At 61.7% G+C, this 17585-nt stretch carries 21 protein-coding genes and 1 pseudogene; 5 read left to right on the top strand and 17 right to left on the bottom strand.

Going from position 1 to position 17585, the window contains the following annotated elements:
* Positions 1 to 159: 159 nt before the first annotated feature.
* The gene (locus PF1751_RS08795) at positions 160 to 1356 is read left to right on the top strand and encodes an MFS transporter (RefSeq protein ID WP_080923188.1); all 1197 of its coding nucleotides are present in this window, start codon (positions 160 to 162) and stop codon (positions 1354 to 1356) included.
* A 9-nt stretch (positions 1357 to 1365) separates the two neighbouring features.
* Here the strand turns inward: PF1751_RS08795 and PF1751_RS08790 are convergent, their stop codons facing one another.
* The 3 genes from PF1751_RS08790 to PF1751_RS08780 all read right to left on the bottom strand — a co-directional run bounded on the left by PF1751_RS08790 (position 1366) and on the right by PF1751_RS08780 (position 3832).
* Complete coding sequence (locus PF1751_RS08790; protein WP_044286877.1) at positions 1366 to 2922, bottom strand: M10 family metallopeptidase C-terminal domain-containing protein; 1557 nt, start codon at positions 2920 to 2922, stop codon at positions 1366 to 1368.
* 305 nt (positions 2923 to 3227) lie between these two features.
* Positions 3228 to 3632 (bottom strand): type II toxin-antitoxin system HicB family antitoxin, encoded by a 405-nt coding sequence (locus tag PF1751_RS08785; protein ID WP_010211776.1) that lies wholly within the window; start codon positions 3630 to 3632, stop codon positions 3228 to 3230.
* A gap of 11 nt (positions 3633 to 3643) precedes the next feature.
* The gene (locus tag PF1751_RS08780) at positions 3644 to 3832 is read right to left on the bottom strand and encodes a type II toxin-antitoxin system HicA family toxin (RefSeq protein WP_010211777.1); all 189 of its coding nucleotides are present in this window, start codon (positions 3830 to 3832) and stop codon (positions 3644 to 3646) included.
* A gap of 319 nt (positions 3833 to 4151) precedes the next feature.
* Between PF1751_RS08780 and PF1751_RS08775 the strand changes: the two genes are divergently transcribed.
* Positions 4152 to 4628, top strand: coding sequence for a GNAT family N-acetyltransferase (locus PF1751_RS08775; protein ID WP_010211779.1), 477 nt, complete (start codon positions 4152 to 4154; stop codon positions 4626 to 4628).
* 24 nt (positions 4629 to 4652) lie between these two features.
* Here PF1751_RS08775 and phnN read toward each other — a convergent pair whose 3' ends face one another.
* The 12 genes and pseudogenes from phnN to ccmA form a co-directional block, all read right to left on the bottom strand.
* Entirely contained in the window at positions 4653 to 5225 is a 573-nt protein-coding gene (gene phnN / locus PF1751_RS08770) for a phosphonate metabolism protein/1,5-bisphosphokinase (PRPP-forming) PhnN (RefSeq protein WP_010211780.1), read from the bottom strand.
* A pseudogene (locus PF1751_RS28240) lies at positions 5225 to 5415 on the bottom strand (alpha-D-ribose 1-methylphosphonate 5-triphosphate diphosphatase); the annotation flags it as partial. The gene phnN and the pseudogene PF1751_RS28240, both read right to left, overlap by 1 nt.
* Positions 5416 to 5503: 88 nt before the next feature.
* Entirely contained in the window at positions 5504 to 5899 is a 396-nt protein-coding gene (locus PF1751_RS08765) for a hypothetical protein (protein ID WP_010211781.1), read from the bottom strand.
* A 16-nt stretch (positions 5900 to 5915) separates the two neighbouring features.
* Positions 5916 to 7103: a c-type cytochrome biogenesis protein CcmI gene (ccmI, locus tag PF1751_RS08760; protein ID WP_010211782.1), complete on the bottom strand. Its 1188-nt coding sequence runs from the start codon at positions 7101 to 7103 to the stop codon at positions 5916 to 5918.
* Positions 7096 to 7569, bottom strand: a complete 474-nt coding sequence (locus PF1751_RS08755) for a cytochrome c-type biogenesis protein (protein ID WP_010211783.1) — start codon at positions 7567 to 7569, stop codon at positions 7096 to 7098. The genes ccmI and PF1751_RS08755 overlap by 8 nt, the downstream gene beginning before the upstream one ends.
* Positions 7566 to 8102 carry a DsbE family thiol:disulfide interchange protein gene (locus PF1751_RS08750; RefSeq protein WP_010211784.1) on the bottom strand — a complete coding sequence of 179 codons (537 nt, stop codon included), beginning with the start codon at positions 8100 to 8102 and terminating at the stop codon, positions 7566 to 7568. The genes PF1751_RS08755 and PF1751_RS08750 overlap by 4 nt, the downstream gene beginning before the upstream one ends.
* Positions 8099 to 10087, bottom strand: a complete 1989-nt coding sequence (locus tag PF1751_RS08745; RefSeq protein ID WP_010211787.1) for a heme lyase CcmF/NrfE family subunit — start codon at positions 10085 to 10087, stop codon at positions 8099 to 8101. The genes PF1751_RS08750 and PF1751_RS08745 overlap by 4 nt, the downstream gene beginning before the upstream one ends.
* 3 nt (positions 10088 to 10090) lie before the next feature.
* The gene (ccmE, locus tag PF1751_RS08740) at positions 10091 to 10546 is read right to left on the bottom strand and encodes a cytochrome c maturation protein CcmE (protein ID WP_042570794.1); all 456 of its coding nucleotides are present in this window, start codon (positions 10544 to 10546) and stop codon (positions 10091 to 10093) included.
* Positions 10543 to 10719 carry a heme exporter protein CcmD gene (ccmD, locus tag PF1751_RS08735; protein WP_010211791.1) on the bottom strand — a complete coding sequence of 59 codons (177 nt, stop codon included), beginning with the start codon at positions 10717 to 10719 and terminating at the stop codon, positions 10543 to 10545. The genes ccmE and ccmD overlap by 4 nt, the downstream gene beginning before the upstream one ends.
* Entirely contained in the window at positions 10716 to 11471 is a 756-nt protein-coding gene (locus tag PF1751_RS08730) for a heme ABC transporter permease (protein WP_044286875.1), read from the bottom strand. The genes ccmD and PF1751_RS08730 overlap by 4 nt, the downstream gene beginning before the upstream one ends.
* Before the next feature lie 83 nt (positions 11472 to 11554).
* On the bottom strand, positions 11555 to 12223 hold the full coding sequence (gene ccmB, locus PF1751_RS08725; RefSeq protein WP_003189951.1) for a heme exporter protein CcmB: 669 nt from the start codon (positions 12221 to 12223) through the stop codon (positions 11555 to 11557).
* A complete protein-coding gene (gene ccmA, locus PF1751_RS08720) occupies positions 12220 to 12855 on the bottom strand; it encodes a cytochrome c biogenesis heme-transporting ATPase CcmA (RefSeq protein ID WP_044286874.1) in 636 nt (211 codons plus the stop codon). The genes ccmB and ccmA overlap by 4 nt, the downstream gene beginning before the upstream one ends.
* Before the next feature lie 200 nt (positions 12856 to 13055).
* Here ccmA and fliK point away from each other — a divergent pair, with 200 nt between their 5' ends.
* Both fliK and PF1751_RS08710 read left to right on the top strand, forming a co-directional pair.
* Positions 13056 to 14633: a flagellar hook-length control protein FliK gene (gene fliK, locus PF1751_RS08715; RefSeq protein WP_044286870.1), complete on the top strand. Its 1578-nt coding sequence runs from the start codon at positions 13056 to 13058 to the stop codon at positions 14631 to 14633.
* Complete coding sequence (locus tag PF1751_RS08710; RefSeq protein WP_010211799.1) at positions 14630 to 14959, top strand: EscU/YscU/HrcU family type III secretion system export apparatus switch protein; 330 nt, start codon at positions 14630 to 14632, stop codon at positions 14957 to 14959. The genes fliK and PF1751_RS08710 overlap by 4 nt, the downstream gene beginning before the upstream one ends.
* Positions 14960 to 15087: 128 nt before the next feature.
* On the opposite strand, the gene PF1751_RS08705 is transcribed toward PF1751_RS08710, so the two are convergent.
* A complete protein-coding gene (locus tag PF1751_RS08705; protein ID WP_044286869.1) occupies positions 15088 to 16314 on the bottom strand; it encodes a molybdopterin molybdotransferase MoeA in 1227 nt (408 codons plus the stop codon).
* Positions 16298 to 16837, bottom strand: a complete 540-nt coding sequence (gene moaB, locus PF1751_RS08700) for a molybdenum cofactor biosynthesis protein B (RefSeq protein WP_010211803.1) — start codon at positions 16835 to 16837, stop codon at positions 16298 to 16300. Before moaB ends, PF1751_RS08705 begins: the two co-directional genes overlap by 17 nt.
* A 76-nt stretch (positions 16838 to 16913) precedes the next feature.
* Between moaB and mobA the strand changes: the two genes are divergently transcribed.
* On the top strand, positions 16914 to 17516 hold the full coding sequence (gene mobA, locus PF1751_RS08695) for a molybdenum cofactor guanylyltransferase MobA (protein ID WP_021492229.1): 603 nt from the start codon (positions 16914 to 16916) through the stop codon (positions 17514 to 17516).
* Positions 17517 to 17585 lie beyond the last annotated feature (69 nt).

Below are 17585 nucleotides of genomic sequence, written 5' to 3'. Positions count from 1 at the left end.
TTCGGCAGTTGTGCCTGAATGTATCATCACCCTTCGCGCCGAAAGTTAACGATTCACTCATCATTACTGGGCATGAGTGTTATCACTGCAAGCGGCCTACCCGGTCTACGGTGTTGTCTTTAGGCTCGCCTCACTTTCATTCGCTTTTATGAGAACACCATGAACGCTACCTCCCACGCTACAACCACCATGACCCGGAGCATGGTGATGCTGTTCGCGTTTTGCTGCGGCGCCATCGTTGCCAACATTTACTATGCACAACCGATCATCGAGCTGATCGCGCCGGACATCGGCCTGACGCCCGCCATGGCCAGCCTGATCGTCTCGTTGACACAAATTGGTTACGCCCTGGGCCTGTTTTTCCTGGTACCGCTGGGTGACCTGCTGGAAAACCGCAAGCTGATGATCGCCACCACCGTGCTGGCCATCGCCAGCCTGTTGGGGGCGGCATCTACCGAACAACCGAACCTGTTCCTGCTGGTGTCGCTGCTGATCGGCTTCAGCTCGGTGTCGGTGCAGATCCTGATCCCGCTGGCCGCGCACCTGGCACCCGCCGAGTCCCGAGGCCGCGTGGTCGGCAGCATCATGGGCGGTCTGTTGTTGGGCATCCTGCTGGCTCGGCCCGTGTCCAGCGTGGTGGCGGACCACTTCGGTTGGCGCGCAATGTTCATGGCCGCTGCGGCGTTGATGGCGTTAATCAGCGTGGTGTTGCTGATCACCATCCCCAAGCGCCAGCCCGACCACAGTGCCACCTATGGCCAGTTGCTGCGCTCCCTCGGCACGTTGCTGCGTGAGCAACCGGTATTGCGCCAACGGGCGTTCTATCAGGGTTGCATGTTCGCCACCTTCAGCCTGTTCTGGACCGCTGCCCCACTGGAACTGGCGCGTAACCACGGCCTGAGCCAAAGCGAGATCGCGCTGTTTGCACTGGTCGGTGCGCTGGGCGCCATTGCGGCGCCCGTCGCCGGTCGCCTGGCCGATGCCGGGCATACCCATCGCGCTTCGTTGCTGGCCATGCTGTTTGCGGCGTTGAGTTTCCTGCCGGCCTTTGTACACCCGTTGTACAGCGTGATCGGCCTGGCCGTGACCGGTGTGGTCCTGGACTTCTGCGTGCAGATGAATATGGTGCTCGGCCAGCGCGCTATCTACGCCCTCGACGCCAACAGCCGCAGCCGCCTGAACGCGCTGTACATGACCAGCATCTTTATTGGCGGCGCCTTCGGCTCGGCGATTGCCAGCAGCGTGTATGAACACGGCGGCTGGCTGGGCGTGATGCTGGTGGGCAGCGCATTCCCTCTGATTGCGTTACTGCGGTTCCTCAGTGCTTCACGCCAGGCCACAGTCGCCACTGCTTGAGGCAGCGGTTCAAGACTGGTTTTTTTCCGCGGATGCTTGGCCGGACGGCGATGTCAGCCGGCTCAGCAACTGCGAGAAAAATGCTAGCAGGGTGGTGGCGAACATCTGAATCAAGCCGGCGGCGTGTTCCTGTGCCTTATCCGGCAACGGGGAGGGAGCGGGTGTTGGGACCGGAGGCGGTGTCGGTGTCGGCGTCGGCGTGGGTGTCGGCGTGGGTGTCGGCACGGGTGCAGGTGCAGGCTGAACCTCAGGCGCTTGACCGCCCCACTGCACATCAGTTGGCTTGATCGCGCCCTTGCTCTTGATCAATAGGTCCGCGTTGCCCGTTCCCTTCAGGTCAATGGCCAGGCTTGAAAGGCCTGTGCCGGGGTCATGCTTGAGCACCGCTTCACCGGCTCGCCCCGTGAACCGATCAGTGAAGGCCAGGCCGCTCAGCCCAGCGCCCTTCAAGGCGCCCGACACATCGATCTTGTCCGTACCGCTGGTGAAATCCTGGATCATGTCCGGGTCAGTCGGCGTGGAGTCGCTGGCCTTGTCGTAGACAAAGGTGTCCGCGCCGCCACCGCCTCTCAGGGTGTCGCCCCCTCCGCCGCCCTTGAGCCGATTCGCGGCCTCATTGCCCGACACAGTGTCCCGGCCAGAGCCGCCAATCGCGTTTTCAATCGTGCAGCCCTTGGCAATGGACACATTGCCCTTCAGCCCGCCCACATCGGAAAACGATTCGGCTTTCAGGTTGATGTTCTGATCCTGGGAGAACCCGGAGAAGTCCATCGTGTCGACGCCACCACCGTCCCAGACACAGAAAACCGGTTTGTCAGCAGCGCTCTTGAGGCTCATCGCCTCGCGCTCAGTATTGGAGTTGAAGCCATAGGTGGTATTGGTGTTACGGGTTTGGTGATTGGCCCCGTACAAGCGTTGTGCCGCTGCAATATCGTCCATCATCGGCGCGGACGGATTCTGCCCTTTGAAGTCGTGTCCCTTCTGGTTTTTTTCCGACCAATAACTCATCACCGTACGCGCCTTGGTATCCTCGGCGTAGACCGCGCTGTTCAGGTAATCGAAACCGTTCCCGTTGTAGTTCCCTGGATGCTGCAGGCCAATGGCGTGGCCGATCTCATGGATAGCCGTTATCGAAAACTGACTGCCCAATGCCGGTGCCCCGTTTTCTCTGCGCGTGCCAATCGTGGCTGAAGTCTGGGTAGTGAAACGGCCAGGAAAGGTGGCCACCCCTCGATCACCGCCCGGATTGTTGCGAATGTTGAGAGTGCCGTCCGTCCCACTCGCCTGCTCGCGAAAGTTGATATTGGCGACATCCTGCCAGGACTGCACTGCCTGGCGGACGCGCCCCTGCTGCTGGTGGGTGAAGCTGTTGTCCACCGTGTAATTCACATCGACTTTCGAATCACCATTACGGTCATGAAAACGCAGGTTTTCCCGGGTAAGTTGATTAGCCGCCTGGTCCGTTGTGTAAGACGGTTTACTCCCAGCCCCCACACCCAACGGGCCGAAGTCCGCTACCGGCACGCTATTCAGAGAACTCCTACTGCGCAGGTCATAATTATTCATTGTGCGACACCTTTGGTTTCAATAACGGGAGCCGGTCAAGCGATCGTTGACCAACCCTTCCAGAGGTAAATTCGCACGCTGAAAAATCCGATACCAACGCAGATTTGGTTCTAACCGCAACACCTGCGCGCGTCGAAACAGGAGGCGATACAACCAGGTATTCCGTTGCAATTTAAACACCCGACAACACAAAATCCCCGGCGGCATCGAGTTGTTTTAACAAGAAAAAAACAAAATCTAAAAAAGCACTTCGGGTGCCAGTACGCTATTTTCCCAACGATCAGGACATATCCCTTAAATCTTCCTCAGGACCGCACCAGCTTCTCCAGCGCGGCATCCGCCAGAAAGGAAGAGCGACTCTTGACCTTGTGCTCACGCACATAACGGTCGATGCGCTGGATGACATAACCGGGCAAGGTCACATTGACCTTCTCGGTCTTGCCCAGGTAGGGCGAGATGTCCAACTCCAACATCCCCCAGCCCATGCCGGCGTAATCTTCGTGCGCATGATGGTTGGCCACCGACGTTGGCAGGGGAATCGGTCCACCCTCTGCGGCAATCTCTTGCAGCATGATGTGGGCGACTTCCACCGCAGCGTTATAGGCCTCCTCAAAACTGTCCCCAGCGGTGACTGCGCCAGGGATGTCGGGGATCTGAATACCGGTGGCGGTGAAGTCATCGCCCCATTCGATACAGATTGGGTATTGCATGAATGTTCTCCTTAAAACTGAAACAAGCCGGCGCGTTTCCTGATGCTTTTGACAGTGCCCAGCGGCAGGTCCTTTTTTGGGTGGGGTACCGGAATGGTGTACGGGTTATAGCGGTGAGTAAAAATATGATGACTGCCCGCGACCCGGTCCAACACCCAACCCGCCTCTTGCAGTTCTTTGATCAATAACCTGCTTTGCACCCCTGCCTCCTTGGCTTGGCCTGAATAAAAGTAACCCTAGAGTTATCTTTACTCAAGCACAAAAGACGCGGGGCTGACTGACGGCTGTTTTACGGGATATTGAAAACCTGCCTGCTCGACACCGTAAACACATGAGAAGACATCGACGTCGCCCTGCGCATCGGTGAACTGGTCTGGAATAGGTGGACGGGTTTACTGAGGCGCGCCCCACATAACACGGCTGAACGGCGTGTAGTTGAGTAGAACCTGCGTAGATGCCTGGATACTCTTGAAGTACCGATGGGCCAATGTTCTGCCTGTCTCCCATAAGGAAAGCAAAATGACCGTGACCATACGACCCCTGCAGGAAAACGATCGAGCACCGGTGATTGCCATGCTCAAGGAGGGCGTTGCATTCAAACACTTTCTACCCACTGCCTACACCCAAGCGAACGCGTTGCTTGGCGCCGCACTTTCTGGCGTACCTTTCACGATGATCAAGTTGAGGGCGGGACAAACGCGTCCCCATCAAGTCACTTCCAGAGCCTGGGTGGCCGAAGTCAACTCCGTGCCTGCGGCGTTCGCACTGTCGCTGGTGGATGCTAATGAAATCGAAATCCACCTGGCCTGGACGCTGAAAGCGTTACGCCGGACAGGGTGCATGACAGCGCTGATTCAACACGAAATCACTTTGAACAATGGCCAGAAGCGTATCTACGCACGGTGCTATAAAAAGTCCACATGGGCGGTGAGTTGCTTCCAGAAAAACGGGTTCACCCTCGCCAACACGGGTGATCCCGTCGAGTTAACCCTATAGCCTCAATACTGCACAACGCCCGCGTCAGGCGCATGCCGAGTGCCCGTGGTCGAGGCAGCACAGCAGGCGCTCGACCGTATGTTCCAGGGGACCGGAGTTGTCCAGCACGAACAACCCCGCCCCATTCCCCGCGATCAACTCGGCAGTGAACCGCGCATTGCGTGCCAGGCGGGCGTCGATATCCACCAGTGCCTCACGCCCGCGTGCGATCAAGCGCTGGCGTAGTACCGCCTGATCCACCGTCAGCAGCAACACCAGCGACGTCGGATAACGCTCGCGGGTCTGTGCCAGGTGCGCACGGGAGCCGTTGACCAGCACGTCGTCACCTGCCGCCAACCAATCGTCGATCACTTTCGGAATGCCATAGGACAAGCCATTCGCCTGCCAGCTGAGGGCAAATGCGCCCTCGGCCTGCATCGAGGCAAACTGCTCCGGGCTAACCCCTTGCGCCGCCTCGCCCACCGCTTCCGCCGAGCGAGTGATAACGCGGCGCACAATGCGACAACCGCGCTCGGCCAGACGTGGGCGTGCGGCATCCAGCAGGCTGTCCTTGCCCGAGCCGGAGGGCCCGATGAGATAGATCAACCTGCCTGCCATCAAAACACCCTCTTCGCTTGTCGCCCTGCTTGTTGCACTACCGGAAGCCCAGGCTAATCATCTTGACTGCTCGCCAGAGGCTGGCCGGGTAATAGTCACTGGAAAGTATACCCAGCAATCCCTCAGCCGCCAGGCCGGCGGCGGCCACATTACCCGAGTCCCACCCGCCGCGCACCACGTTTGGCGCGCCCTCTTACCTGGGCGACGTTAAGTGGGGGGTTGATGGCCAGGTTGGCTGTTGAGAATAAAAAAGGCGACCTTTCAAAGGTCGCCTTTTGTCATTGCGCGTATTGCTTGCTCAACCCCGGCGGCACGCCTTGCACGTCGGTTTCTTCCCATGGGCCGTTCGGGCTGATGGAGCGGCTCCAGCCGTTGCTCCAGCGGTAGTAGGTGCGCTGGCGGTAGAAGGTGTCGGGCTGTTCGTCGAGCACATACACCTGCATCCTGCCGTCCCAGTGGCTCACCGCGCCCGGCGGTGGGGCGAACGTCGCTGACTTAGTCGGCACTGGCTTCGGCGCTGGGGTCACCGGGCCGGACGGCTTGGTGCTCGGCTGGGTCGACGGGCCCGACGGTGGAATGGTCGGGCCGGTGGGCGCAGGAGGTGGGCGGTGGACCGCACAAGCGCTCAGGCCCAATACCAGGCTGAGCAGGGTGATTCTTGCGAGTGCGGTCATAGGCGTTTCCTCGAAATTACTTATCCGGACTGTCGATGGTCAGCTGCTGCAGCGCAGTGGTGGTGCTGGCCAAGGGTTGGCTGCGGCCGATCCATTCGCCAGCTGTCGGAACACCTGCCCGGGATATGCGCGCAACCAGTTGGACTTCGGGGAAGTTCGACAGTTTCAACTGCGGCATCATTGCGTCGGCATCGCCCAGTTCGACGGTGATCGGCAGTTCGGCGACGGTGACGCGTTTGGCTGCCAACGGTGCCGGCGGGCCTTTCACGGCGCGGGCGAAGATGAATACGCTGTCGGTGGGCAGGGCTTTGGCCTTCACGTCGGCGCTCAGATCCACACGAACTTTCATCGCGGCTTTTTGAGGGGCGACGGTGCCACCGCTCTCTTTGAGTTTTTCGGCAGCACGGTCGATACCGCCTTGCAACGCCGCACGGGAGTTGTCTTCCGGTGGCAGCTGGGCCAGCAGACGGTTCCAGTAGTCGATAGCCTCCTGATAACGCTGGCCTTCAAACGCAGCGATACCCAGCAGGCCAAGGCTGGTGACTTCCTTCGGATCAAGCTTCAAGGCCTCGTCCGTCAACGCCTGAACCTTGGGCGACCACTGTTTGTTGTCGGCAAAGTACTGCGCCTGGGCCCATTGGCCGAGCAGTTCCGGCTGACGACCGGCCAGCGCCACGGTGCGTTCGAACACGTTGGCGGCATCGGCGGACCGGTCCTGGGCCATGTAGGCACGGCCCAGAAAGTACAGGCCTTCTGCCGAATCCGGCTGGGCGGCAGCGGCGCGTTCCAAGCGCTGGGTCATGTCTTCCATGGACACCGGTGGCTGGGCGAATTCGCGGGTGAGTTCAACCTTGTCGCTGGCCCCGTAATGCAGGTACAGCGCAACACCCAGGACTGGCACCAAAAACGCGGCCATAAATGGCAGCGGCTTGCCCAGGCGCGATTCACGGGGCTTTTCTACACCTTCAGTGTCGGCCAGCAATTCACGCGCCGCTTCGGCGCGGCCGGTGTCGAGTTGCGCGGCGTTGAGCACGCCTTCGTCCTGCTGCACTTGCAGCTCGGCGACACGCTCTTGGTACAGCGCCACGTTCAACGCGGTGCGGTCCTCTTCACGCTGGGCACGGCGGCCGCGCAGTATAGGGATCAACAGGAAACTCAGGGCAATCAGAAGCAGCAAGCCGGCTGCGAGCCAGAAATCAATCATCAGTCTTGGTGTCCAGCAATTGGTCGAGGCGTTTACGCTCTTCAGGGGACAGCGCGTCGGAACCATCGGTCGGCGCGGCGCGGCGGCGGCGCACAATCACGGCCATCACCACCACGCCAGTCAGCAACAGCCCGGCGGGGCCGAACCAGAGCAGCGCGGTCTTGCCGGTGAGGGCCGGTTTGTAGCGCACGAAATCACCGTAGCGGTCGACCATGAAGTCGATGATCTGCTGGTTGTCCTTGCCCTCCCCCAGCATGCGGAAGATCTCTTTGCGCAGGTCGGCGGCGATGGGTGCGTTGGAGTCGGCGATGTCCTGGTTCTGGCACTTGGGGCAGCGCAGTTCCTTGGTCAGTTCGCGAAAGCGCTCGCGATCACCGTCCTTGGCGAACTCGTAGGTGTCGATGGCGGCATGGGCCACGCCGACCAGTCCAAGCGCCAGGACTGCAGCGGCTAACAGACGCTTCATGGCTTGGCCTCATCGACCAGTGCCTGGTACTTGGCGGCCAGTTGCTCGCGCCAGACCACTTCGTCAATCACGCCGACGTACTTGTCACGGATCACGCCCTTGGCATCGATGAAAAAGGTTTCCGGGGCACCGTAGACGCCGAGGTTCAGGCCGAGGTTGCCGTCTTCATCACGGATATCCAGCTGATAAGGGTTGTGGAACTCGGCCAGCCATTTCAAGGCCGCCGCATTGTCGTCCTTGTAGTTGATGCCGTAGATCACCACGCCCTTCTCGGCCAGCTTGTTCAGCACCGGGTGTTCGACACGGCAGGAGATGCACCAGGTGCCCCACACGTTGACCAGCGCCGGTTTGCCTAGCAAGTCAGCTTGAGTCAGGGTCTTGTCGCCCTGCACGGTCGGCAGTGAAAACGCCGGGAACGGCTTGCCGATCATCGCTGAGGGCAGCTCGGCCGGGTCCAGATACAGGCCGCGATACAGGAACACGGCGACCACCAGGAACAACGCCAGCGGCACAACCATCAACCAACGCTTCATACCGCCGCTCCTTGCAGACCGAGGGCTTCACGCACCCGGCTCTTGACCTTGACCCGATAACGCCGGTCCAGCGCAGCCAGCAAACCACCGAAACCGGTGAGCAAGCCGCCGAACCAGATCCAGCGTACAAACGGTTTCACATGCACACGCACCGCCCAGGCACCGTCGCCCAAGGGTTCACCCAGCGCCACATACAGGTCGCGGGTGAAACCGGCGTCGATACCGGCCTCGGTCATCATCGAACTCTGCACGGTGTACAGACGTTTTTCCGGGTGCAGCACGGCGATTTCCTTACCGTTGCGGACTACACGAACGGTGCCTTTGTCTGACGTGAAGTTCGGCCCTTCGAAGTGCTTGGCGCCTTCAAAAATGAAGTGGTAACCGGCCAGGTCCATGGACTCTCCCGGTGCCAGGCGCAGGTCGCGCTCGGCGCTGTTCTGACTGGAGAGCACCACACCCAGGGCGCACACGGCGATGCCGATGTGGGCGATCTGCATGCCCCAATAGCTGCGGGTCAGGGTTGGCAGGCCTTTGATCAGGCCTTTGTGGCGAGTCTTGTCAAAGATGTCACGCACGCCGGCCAGCAATACCCAGGCGGCGAGCAGGAAGGTGGCGAGCACTGCCCAGTTGAAATCGCCGTAGGCAACCCAGGCGATCACGGCCAAGGCCACGCTACCGAGCAGCACCGGCATCAGCATGCCCACCAGCCATTTCACCGGGGTGTCTTTCCAGCGCACCAGCACGCCAACGGCCATCACCACCATCAACAGGCCCATCAACGGGATAAACAACGCGTTGAAGTACGGCGGGCCCACGGACAGCTTGGCGCCGCTCAAGGCATCCAGCACCAGCGGGTACAGGGTGCCGAGCAGGATCATCGACGCGGCCACCACCAGCACCAGGTTATTGCCCAGCAACAGGGTTTCCCGCGACCACAGGTTGAAGCCGACCCGGCTCTTGACCACTGGCGCACGCAACGCAAACAACGTCAGGGAACCCCCCACCACAAACAGCAGGAAGATCAGGATGAAAACGCCGCGCTCAGGGTCGGACGCGAACGCATGCACCGAGGTCAGCACGCCCGAACGCACGAGGAATGTGCCGAGCAGGCTGAGGGAAAACGCCGCGATGGCCAGCAGCACGGTCCAGCTCTTGAACACGCCGCGTTTTTCGGTGACGGCCAGCGAGTGAATCAGCGCGGTGCCGACCAGCCAGGGCATGAAGGAGGCGTTTTCCACCGGGTCCCAGAACCACCAGCCGCCCCAGCCGAGTTCGTAGTAGGCCCACCAGGACCCCAAGGTGATACCGATGCCGAGGAACGCCCAGGCCACGATGGTCCACGGCCGCGACCAGCGCGCCCAGGCCGCATCGAGACGTCCGCCGAGCAAGGCGGCGATGGCAAAGGCGAAGGCCACCGAGAACCCCACGTAACCCATGTAGAGCATCGGCGGGTGCACGATCAGGCCGATGTCCTGCAGCAGTGGGTTGAGGTCGTGCCCGTCCGCCGGGATCTGCGGCAGGATGCGGCTGAACGGGTTGGAGGTCATGATCAGGAACAGCAGGAAGCCGATGCTGATCATGCCCATCACCGCCAGCACGCGAGCCAGCATCACTTGCGGCAGTTGCCGTGAGAACACCGACACGGCGAAGGTCCAGCCGCCGAGGATCAACGCCCACAGCAGCAGCGAACCTTCATGGGCGCCCCACACGGCACTGAACTTGTAGTACCAAGGCAACGCCGTGTTGGAGTTGTTGGCGACGTAGGCGACGGAAAAGTCGTCGGTCATGAAGGCGTAGGTCAGGCAGCCAAACGCGAACAGCAGGAACGCAAACTGGCCCCAGGCCGCAGGCTGCGCCAGGCTCATCCACAAGCGATCACCGCGCCAGGCGCCGAGCAATGGCACCACGGCCTGGACGATGGCAAAGCACAGGGCGAGGATCATCGCCAACTGACCCAGCTCCGGAATAAACAGTGCGGACGTCATGGCTTAGCCCTCCTTGGCAGGCGTTGGCGCGGATTGGCCGCTGTCTTTCAGGGCCTTGGTGACTTCCGGCGGCATGTATTTCTCATCGTGCTTGGCCAGCACTTCGTCGGCCACCACCACGCCGTCGGCATTGAGCTTGCCCAGGGCGACGATGCCCTGGCCTTCGCGGAACAGGTCCGGGAGGATGCCGCGGTAGGTGATGGTCACGGCCTTGTTGAAGTCGGTGACCACGAAGGTCACGTCGAGGGAATCACCGGAACGCTTCAGTGAGCCCTTTTCAACCATGCCGCCGGCGCGGATCCGTGTGTCCACCGGCGCTTCGCCATTGGCGATCTGGGTCGGGGTGTAGAACAGGTTGATGTTCTGCTGCAGGGCGCTCAAGGCCAGGCCGACGGCAATGCCGACGCCCACCAGAATCGCAAGGATGATCAACAGACGCTTTCTACGCAGCGGATTCACTTATCGGTCTCCCGGCGCAGACGACGCGCCTCTTGTTGCAGGTAACGCTTGCGGGCCAGGATCGGCGCGGCGACGTTGAGGGCCAGCACTGCCAGGCAGATGCCATAGGCCGTCCAGACATACAGGCCGTGATGGCCCATGGCGAGAAACTCGCTGAAAGAAGCAAAACTCATGCGCGCGCTCCCAGGCTGCTTTGTACTTCGGCCTTGACCCAACGGGTGCGCGATTCACGCTTGAGCACTTCGAGGCGCATGCGCATCAGCAGCACGGCGCCGAAGAAACAGTAGAACCCCAGCACCATCAACAGAAGCGGCGCCCACATCTCTACGGGCATTGCCGGCTTTTCGGTGAGCGTGAAGGTGGCGCCCTGGTGCAGGGTGTTCCACCACTCTACCGAGTATTTGATGATCGGGATGTTGATCACGCCGACAATCGCCAGCACCGCGCAGGCTTTGGCAGCGCTGTCACGATTGCTGATCGCGTTGCCCAGGGCAATCAGACCGAAGTACAGGAACAGCAGGATCAACATGGACGTTAGTCGTGCATCCCACACCCACCACGAGCCCCAGGTGGGTTTGCCCCAGATCGCGCCCGTGACCAGCGCCACGGCAGTCATCCACGCACCAATCGGCGCAGCGCATTGCAGGGCCACGTCCGCCAGTTTCATCTTCCACACCAGGCCGACGATGCCGCACACCGCCAGCATCACGTAGCAGGACTGGGCCAGCATCGCGGCGGGAACGTGGATATAGATGATGCGAAAGCTGTTGCCTTGCTGGTAGTCCGGCGGCGCGAAGGCCAGGCCCCAGACCAGGCCGATGCCGATCAGCAACACGGCGGCGACGCTCAGCCACGGCAGCAGCTTGCCGCTGATGCCATAGAACCATTTGGGCGAGCCGATCTTGTGAAACCAGGTCCAGTTCATTGCTGTATCCATCACGGTAGCTTTTCGTCGTTGCGAAAAGCTTAGGGTCTTTACTGGTTAAGACAACGCTTAACCAGACCTCATTATTCGCCGACGCTGATCTTCAGGCCGGCGGCTATAGCAAAGGGTGTCAGGGTTACCGCCAGGGCGGTCAGGCTACCAAGCCACAAGAGGTAACCAGTCGCCGGCATGCCCATGAGCGCGGCCTGCAAAGCACCACTGCCCAGGATCAATACCGGGATGTACAAAGGCAGAATCAACAGGGCCAGCAACAGGCCACCCCGCTTCAAACCCACGGTCAACGCTGCGCCCACCGCCCCCAACAGGCTGAGCACCGGCGTACCGAGCAACAAGGACAGGAGCAACACCGGCAGGCATTCGACGGGCAAGCCCAGCATCATCGCCAGCAGCGGCGAGAGCAAGACTAGCGCCAGGCCGGAAAAAGCCCAGTGTGCCAGCACCTTGGCCAGTACCAGAAGTGGCAGGGGGTGCGACGAAAGGACCCACTGTTCTAGGGAACCGTCTTCGAAATCACTGCGAAACAACCCGTCCAGCGAGAGCAGAACCGATAAAAGCGCGGCCACCCACACCAGTCCTGGGGACAAGGTTTGCAACAGTTTAGTCTCAGGGCCGACCGCCAGCGGGAACAACGCGATGACAATCGCGAAAAACACCAGCGGGTTGGCCAGTTCGGCCGGCCGACGGCACAGCAACCGCGCTTCGCGGGCGACCAACAGGGCGAATACGCTCATGCTGACCACTCCCCCAGGTCAAGATCACGGTAGCCGGCGGGCATACGCGTCAGGGTGTGGTGGGTGGTGAGCAATACCGTGCCGCCCTGTTCGCAATGCCGCGCCAAGTGCTCTTCAAGCTGGGCGACGCCTTGTTTATCCAGGGCGGTGAAGGGCTCGTCGAGAATCCATAACGGCGGGCCCGGCAGATACAAACGCGCCAGAGCCACGCGGCGCTGTTGACCGGCGGACAAGGTGTGACAGGGAACATCTTCAAAGCCTTTGAGGCCGACGGCGGCCAGAGCCTGCCAGATGGCATCGCGGGATACGGGATGATGCAGGGCGCTGAGCCAGCTGAGATTTTCTTCGGCGGTGAGCACGTCTTTGATCCCGGCGGCGTGGCCGATCCAAATGAGGTTGCGTGCCAGTTCGGTGCGTTGTTCGTTGAGGGGTTTGCCATTCAGTCGAACTTCACCAGCCGTGGGTTGCATCAACCCCGCCAGCAGGCGCAGCAAACTGGTCTTGCCGCTGCCGTTGGGCCCGCTGACCTGCACCATGTCACCGCCCGTCAGCCGCAATTCGAGGTGCTCGAACAGCAGGCGCAGGTCGCGTTCACAGGAGAGCGCTACGGCTTCAAGAAGAGGGCTGGTCAAAAGATCGCGGGCCTTTACGGTTCAAGTCGGCGGTGCAGCGGCCGTTAAAGAGAAATGCACAATAACGGCTTTGGCGACCGATTTTAGAGAGCTGGATCAAATAGTTGTGAGGTTTTTACCGCTCTCTTTGCAGACGGGCGGCATTATACATGTGATGCCCTACTCTAAAGAGGGCAATTTCCCCAGAGACGACGCGCGCGATGACCGGTGAGATCAACCTTCCTACGCTTCCACCTGCTCCGGCAGCCGGGCCCGGCCCTGCGCCTGTGGCCGGCGAACTGTTGAAACTGCTGGAGCCGCAGATCGGCCTGATCGACCCAGGCAAAACCGCGAATGCCGAGGTCATCGCCCTGAAACAAGGCGGTGAAGCCTTTCAGTTGTTGCTCAAGTTGACCCTCGAGGGCGGTCGCCAGACATTGGTGCAGGCAAGCAGCCCGCAGCCGCTGCCGCTGGGCAGCAACGTGGCGGTGAGCCAGACGCCCACCGGCAACCTGACCCTCAGCCTGCAACAAGCCTTGAGCGCCAATGTCGCCGCCCTCACCCGCATCGACACGGATCAGATGCCGGTGGGCACACTGTTGCAGGCCAAGGTGCTGACCACCCAGATGCTGCCCCAGGGCACGGCGCAACCGGCGATCTATCGGTCATTGGTCACCGTGCTCAACAGCGCGCTGGCCGGCGCGACCCTGAGCGTGGAAAGCCCCCAGCCACTGCGCGTCGGCAGCCTGCTCAGCGCTGTGGTGCAGAATACGCAGACCTTGAGCTTTGTGCCGTTGAGCGGGCTCAAGGATCAGTTGGCCGTCACGCAGCAACTGTCGACCCAGCAAAGTCGCCAGGGCTCGCTGGATGCGGTCTTCACCGCGCTGCAAAACCTGCCGCGCGGCGACACGACCTCCGCCGAGCTGCGCGACGCCGCCGAGCGTTTGCTTGCCGCCCTGCCCGACCTGGCCCAGGTCAGCAATCCCAAGGTACTGGCGCAAGTCATCCAGAACAGCGGCGCGTTTCTTGAAGCCAAGCTGCTTGCCGGGCAAAACCCACAGATCCCGCCTCTGGATATGAAAGGCGCCTTGCTGCGCCTGGTCGCCGATTTGCTGCCAGCCCTACCCGCCAACACCAATATGAATGCCATCCTCGCCGCCAACACCCTGGCCCAGGTGCTGCCCAACTTCGTGCGCAGTCCACTGAATACGCTCGGCCAGGTCAGCGCGCGCCAGATGCCCGCCGGCTTCCCACTGCCCGAACGGTTGATGGCAAAACTGGAAGGCGAAGGCGACCTGGAAAACCTGCTGCGCCTGGCCGCCGGGGCGATCTCGCGGTTGCAAAGCCATCAGCTGTCGAGCCTGGAACAAACAGGCACCACCGCCGACGGCCGCCTGCAAACCACCTGGCAGTTGGAAATCCCCATGCGCACCCTGCAGGACATCGTGCCGTTGCAGGTCAAGTTCCAACGCGAAGAGCCGGCGCCGGACAAGGATCAGCCCGATCGCAAAGAAAAAAAGGACGCCAAACAGATGCTCTGGCGCGTCGAGTTGGCTTTCGACATGGAGCCGCTGGGGCCTTTGCAGGTCCAGGCGCAATTGAGCCAGGGCAAACTGTCCAGCCAGTTGTGGGCCTCCCGGCCCTTTACCGCCAGCTTGATCGAAAGCCACTTGGGCAACCTGCGCGAACGCCTGGTGACATCGGGCATCAATGTCGGCGACCTCGATTGCCACCTCGGCACCCCGCCGCGCGGGCCTAAAACCGGACTGGAGCAACGCTGGGTGGATGAGACCGCATGAAAAACCCTACGCCACCGCGCCAGGCGATCGCCCTCAAGTACGACGGCCAGCAGGCACCAACCCTGACCGCCAAGGGCGACGATGCCCTGGCCGAGGCCATCCTGAAGCTGGCGCGGGAAAACGAAGTGCCCATCTATGAAAACGCCGAGCTGGTGAAGCTGCTGGCGCGGATGGAACTGGGTGACAGCATTCCAGAGGAGTTGTACCGCACGATTGCCGAGATCATTGCGTTTGCATGGACATTGAAGGGCAAGTTCCCGGTGGGGTATGACCCGGATGCGGGCCCGGTGGAGCGGGATGTGACGGAGCGTGGGGATGACTACTGACTCACAGACAAACACAAAACAAACTGTGGGAGCGGGCTTGCTCGCGAATGTGGTGTGTCAGCCACTCAATGCGCTGGCTGATCCAACGCATTCGCGAGCAAGCCCGCTCCCACTTTTTTGACCTGTGTTCAGTTCAGAACTTCACTTAGAGGAATGAAATTGACCCGGTCACCCATCTCCAGCGTCGTCCCCTCCAACACCTCCACAAACCCCTCCGCCCACGCCGCACTGCGCAGCACGCCGGAGCTCTGGTTGCGGTAGATGATCGCCTTGCCCTGCTCGATACGACCGCGCAGGTATTCGCGGCGATTGCCCGGCTTGGACCAGGTGAACCCCACTGGCACTGCAAAACGTAATGGCTCGACATCCTGCACACCTTGGCGGCGCAGCAAGTAAGGGCGTGCCAGCAGCGCGAACGTCACCAACGTCGACGCCGGGTTGCCTGGCAGGCCGATCACCGGTACGCCACGGAAGTGGCCGAAGGTCAGCGGCTTGCCGGGTTTGATAGCCAGCTTCCACAACGCCAGCTCACCCTCTTCACGCAGGGCGATCCCAAGAAAGTCCGCTTCGCCCACCGACACACCGCCCGTCGACAGGATCAAGTCGACACTGCCCAAACCGCCCAGACGTGTGCGGGTCTGCTCCAGATCGTCCGGCAAGATGCCGGCGTCGATCACTTCGCAACCCATGCGCGCCAGCCATGAGCACAGCACCCGTCGGTTGCTGTTGTAGATCTGCCCCGGCCCCAGCGGCAAGCCCGGCTCGATCAGTTCATCACCGGTGGACAAAACCGCCACGCGCGGGCGGCGTACCACCGCCAGGCGATCACGACCGAGGGACGCCGCCAGCCCCAGTTCAATCGGGCCCAGGCGCGTGCCGGCCGACAACACTAACTCGCCAACCGTGGTTTCCTGGCCCTGGGGGCGGATGTTCTGGCCGGCGTGCAGAGGTTCGGTGAAGCTCACGCGCTCATCGGCGTGAACCACGGCGTTTTCCTGCATTTCCACGCAGTCGGCCCCTTCCGGCACCGGGGCGCCGGTGAAGATGCGGGCGCAGGTGCCCGCCGCCAGAGGCTGTGGCGCCTGGCCTGCGAAAATCCGCTGGCTGACCACCAACGGCTCCCCCGTCCAGTCCGCCAGGCGTACGGCGTAACCGTCCATGGCGCTGTTTGGCCACGGCGGCAGGTCGAGGGTGGAGATCAGGTCTTGCGCCAGTACACGGCTGTCGCAGTCCGCCAGCAGCAGCGTTTCCTGCTCGCGGATCGGCGCGGCTTCGGCCATGGCCAGCAGCTGTGCCAACGCGTCTTCCACCGGCAGCAGAGCGCCGGTCTTGCCGGGCTTACCCACGGGACTCACAAGGCTCAGCCTGTTTCAGGTGCGGTACGAAATTGCACGGGCGGTGACGGTTGTCCAGTTGCTCGGCGAGGATGCCATCCCAACCGGTGCGCACCGCATTGGTGGAACCCGGCAGGCAGCACACCAGGGTGCCATTGGCCAGGCCGGCCAGGGCACGGGATTGCACGGTGGACGTGCCAATGTCGGCCACGGAAATCTGACGGAACAGTTCACCAAAGCCATCGACCTGTTTGTCCAGCAGGCAGCTCACCGCTTCGGGGGTGCTGTCGCGGCCGGTGAAGCCGGTGCCGCCGGTGATCAGCACGACTTGCACCACGTCTTCGGCGATCCAGTGAGCGACCTGGGCGCGGATCTTGTAGAGGTCGTCCTTGAGCAGCACGCGCTCGGCCAGGTGGTGGCCGGCGGCAGTCAGGCGGTCGACGAAGACCTGGCCGGAGGTATCGGTGTCGAGGGTACGGGTGTCGCTGACGGTCAATACAGCGATATTCAGGGGTACGAAGGGCGCATCTGCCTTGGCTTTCATGGCACGGTCCGGTTGTCGAAGGAACAGCCCGATGTTATATCACAGGCCCCCCTTTTGCTGCCGCTGCGGAACCGTTATGCCTATCGATTCATCCCTCCTGCCCTGCTCGGTGCTGCTGCTGTCCGGCGGGCGCGGCCAACGTATGGGCGGCCAGGACAAAGGCTTGCTGGAATGGCGCGGCCAGCCCTTGATCGCGCACGTGCAACGTTTGGTGCGACCGCTCACGGATGACCTGATCATCTCGTGCAACCGCAACCCGCAACACTATGCCGCCTACGCCGACCAGTTGGTGAATGACGACAGCCCGGACTTCCCCGGCCCGCTCGCCGGTATCCGGGCGGGGCTCGCCGCCGCACGTCATGCGCACCTGCTGATACTGCCGTGCGATGTGCCGCATATCGACGCAGGGCTGATCCAGGCGCTGCGTGAAACCGCGCAACGCAACCCGCGGCTGCCGGTGATGGTGCGCCATGGTGCGTTCTGGGAACCGTTGATCTGCATCGTCCCCACCGGCCTGCGCGACGCGGTAGACAGCGCGTGGCACGCCGGTGAGCGCAGCCCGCGCAAGCTGTTTCTACAACTGGGCGGCGTGGGTCTGGAATGCCCGGCGGATGACCCTCGCCTGGCCAACCTTAATACGCCGGAGCTGTTACAGACGCCATCGGGCGTGTCAGAATGAACCTCGCACAAGGAACTTTGTCGGCGCTGCACGCGTCACAAGGTCAGCTATTAAAAAGTATTCTCTCGG

Origin of the sequence: Pseudomonas simiae (genome assembly GCF_000934565.1) — a bacterium.
GTDB lineage: Bacteria > Pseudomonadota > Gammaproteobacteria > Pseudomonadales > Pseudomonadaceae > Aquipseudomonas > Aquipseudomonas simiae.
This window is presented reverse-complemented; position numbering and strand designations above follow the sequence as displayed.

What these genes read in the sequence shown, in the direction of transcription:
- PF1751_RS08795 (WP_080923188.1), top strand. Translation starts at nt 160, where the DNA reads ATGAACGCTACCTCCCACGCTACAACCACCATGACCCGGAGCATGGTG.
- PF1751_RS08790 (WP_044286877.1), bottom strand. Translation starts at nt 2,922, where the DNA reads ATGAATAATTATGACCTGCGCAGTAGGAGTTCTCTGAATAGCGTGCCG.
- PF1751_RS08785 (WP_010211776.1), bottom strand. Translation starts at nt 3,632, where the DNA reads ATGCAATACCCAATCTGTATCGAATGGGGCGATGACTTCACCGCCACC.
- PF1751_RS08775 (WP_010211779.1), top strand. Translation starts at nt 4,152, where the DNA reads ATGACCGTGACCATACGACCCCTGCAGGAAAACGATCGAGCACCGGTG.
- phnN (WP_010211780.1), bottom strand. Translation starts at nt 5,225, where the DNA reads ATGGCAGGCAGGTTGATCTATCTCATCGGGCCCTCCGGCTCGGGCAAG.
- PF1751_RS08765 (WP_010211781.1), bottom strand. Translation starts at nt 5,899, where the DNA reads ATGACCGCACTCGCAAGAATCACCCTGCTCAGCCTGGTATTGGGCCTG.
- ccmI (WP_010211782.1), bottom strand. Translation starts at nt 7,103, where the DNA reads ATGATTGATTTCTGGCTCGCAGCCGGCTTGCTGCTTCTGATTGCCCTG.
- PF1751_RS08755 (WP_010211783.1), bottom strand. Translation starts at nt 7,569, where the DNA reads ATGAAGCGTCTGTTAGCCGCTGCAGTCCTGGCGCTTGGACTGGTCGGC.
- PF1751_RS08750 (WP_010211784.1), bottom strand. Translation starts at nt 8,102, where the DNA reads ATGAAGCGTTGGTTGATGGTTGTGCCGCTGGCGTTGTTCCTGGTGGTC.
- PF1751_RS08745 (WP_010211787.1), bottom strand. Translation starts at nt 10,087, where the DNA reads ATGACGTCCGCACTGTTTATTCCGGAGCTGGGTCAGTTGGCGATGATC.
- ccmD (WP_010211791.1), bottom strand. Translation starts at nt 10,719, where the DNA reads ATGAGTTTTGCTTCTTTCAGCGAGTTTCTCGCCATGGGCCATCACGGC.
- PF1751_RS08730 (WP_044286875.1), bottom strand. Translation starts at nt 11,471, where the DNA reads ATGAACTGGACCTGGTTTCACAAGATCGGCTCGCCCAAATGGTTCTAT.
- ccmB (WP_003189951.1), bottom strand. Translation starts at nt 12,223, where the DNA reads ATGAGCGTATTCGCCCTGTTGGTCGCCCGCGAAGCGCGGTTGCTGTGC.
- fliK (WP_044286870.1), top strand. Translation starts at nt 13,056, where the DNA reads ATGACCGGTGAGATCAACCTTCCTACGCTTCCACCTGCTCCGGCAGCC.
- PF1751_RS08710 (WP_010211799.1), top strand. Translation starts at nt 14,630, where the DNA reads ATGAAAAACCCTACGCCACCGCGCCAGGCGATCGCCCTCAAGTACGAC.
- moaB (WP_010211803.1), bottom strand. Translation starts at nt 16,837, where the DNA reads ATGAAAGCCAAGGCAGATGCGCCCTTCGTACCCCTGAATATCGCTGTA.
- mobA (WP_021492229.1), top strand. Translation starts at nt 16,914, where the DNA reads ATGCCTATCGATTCATCCCTCCTGCCCTGCTCGGTGCTGCTGCTGTCC.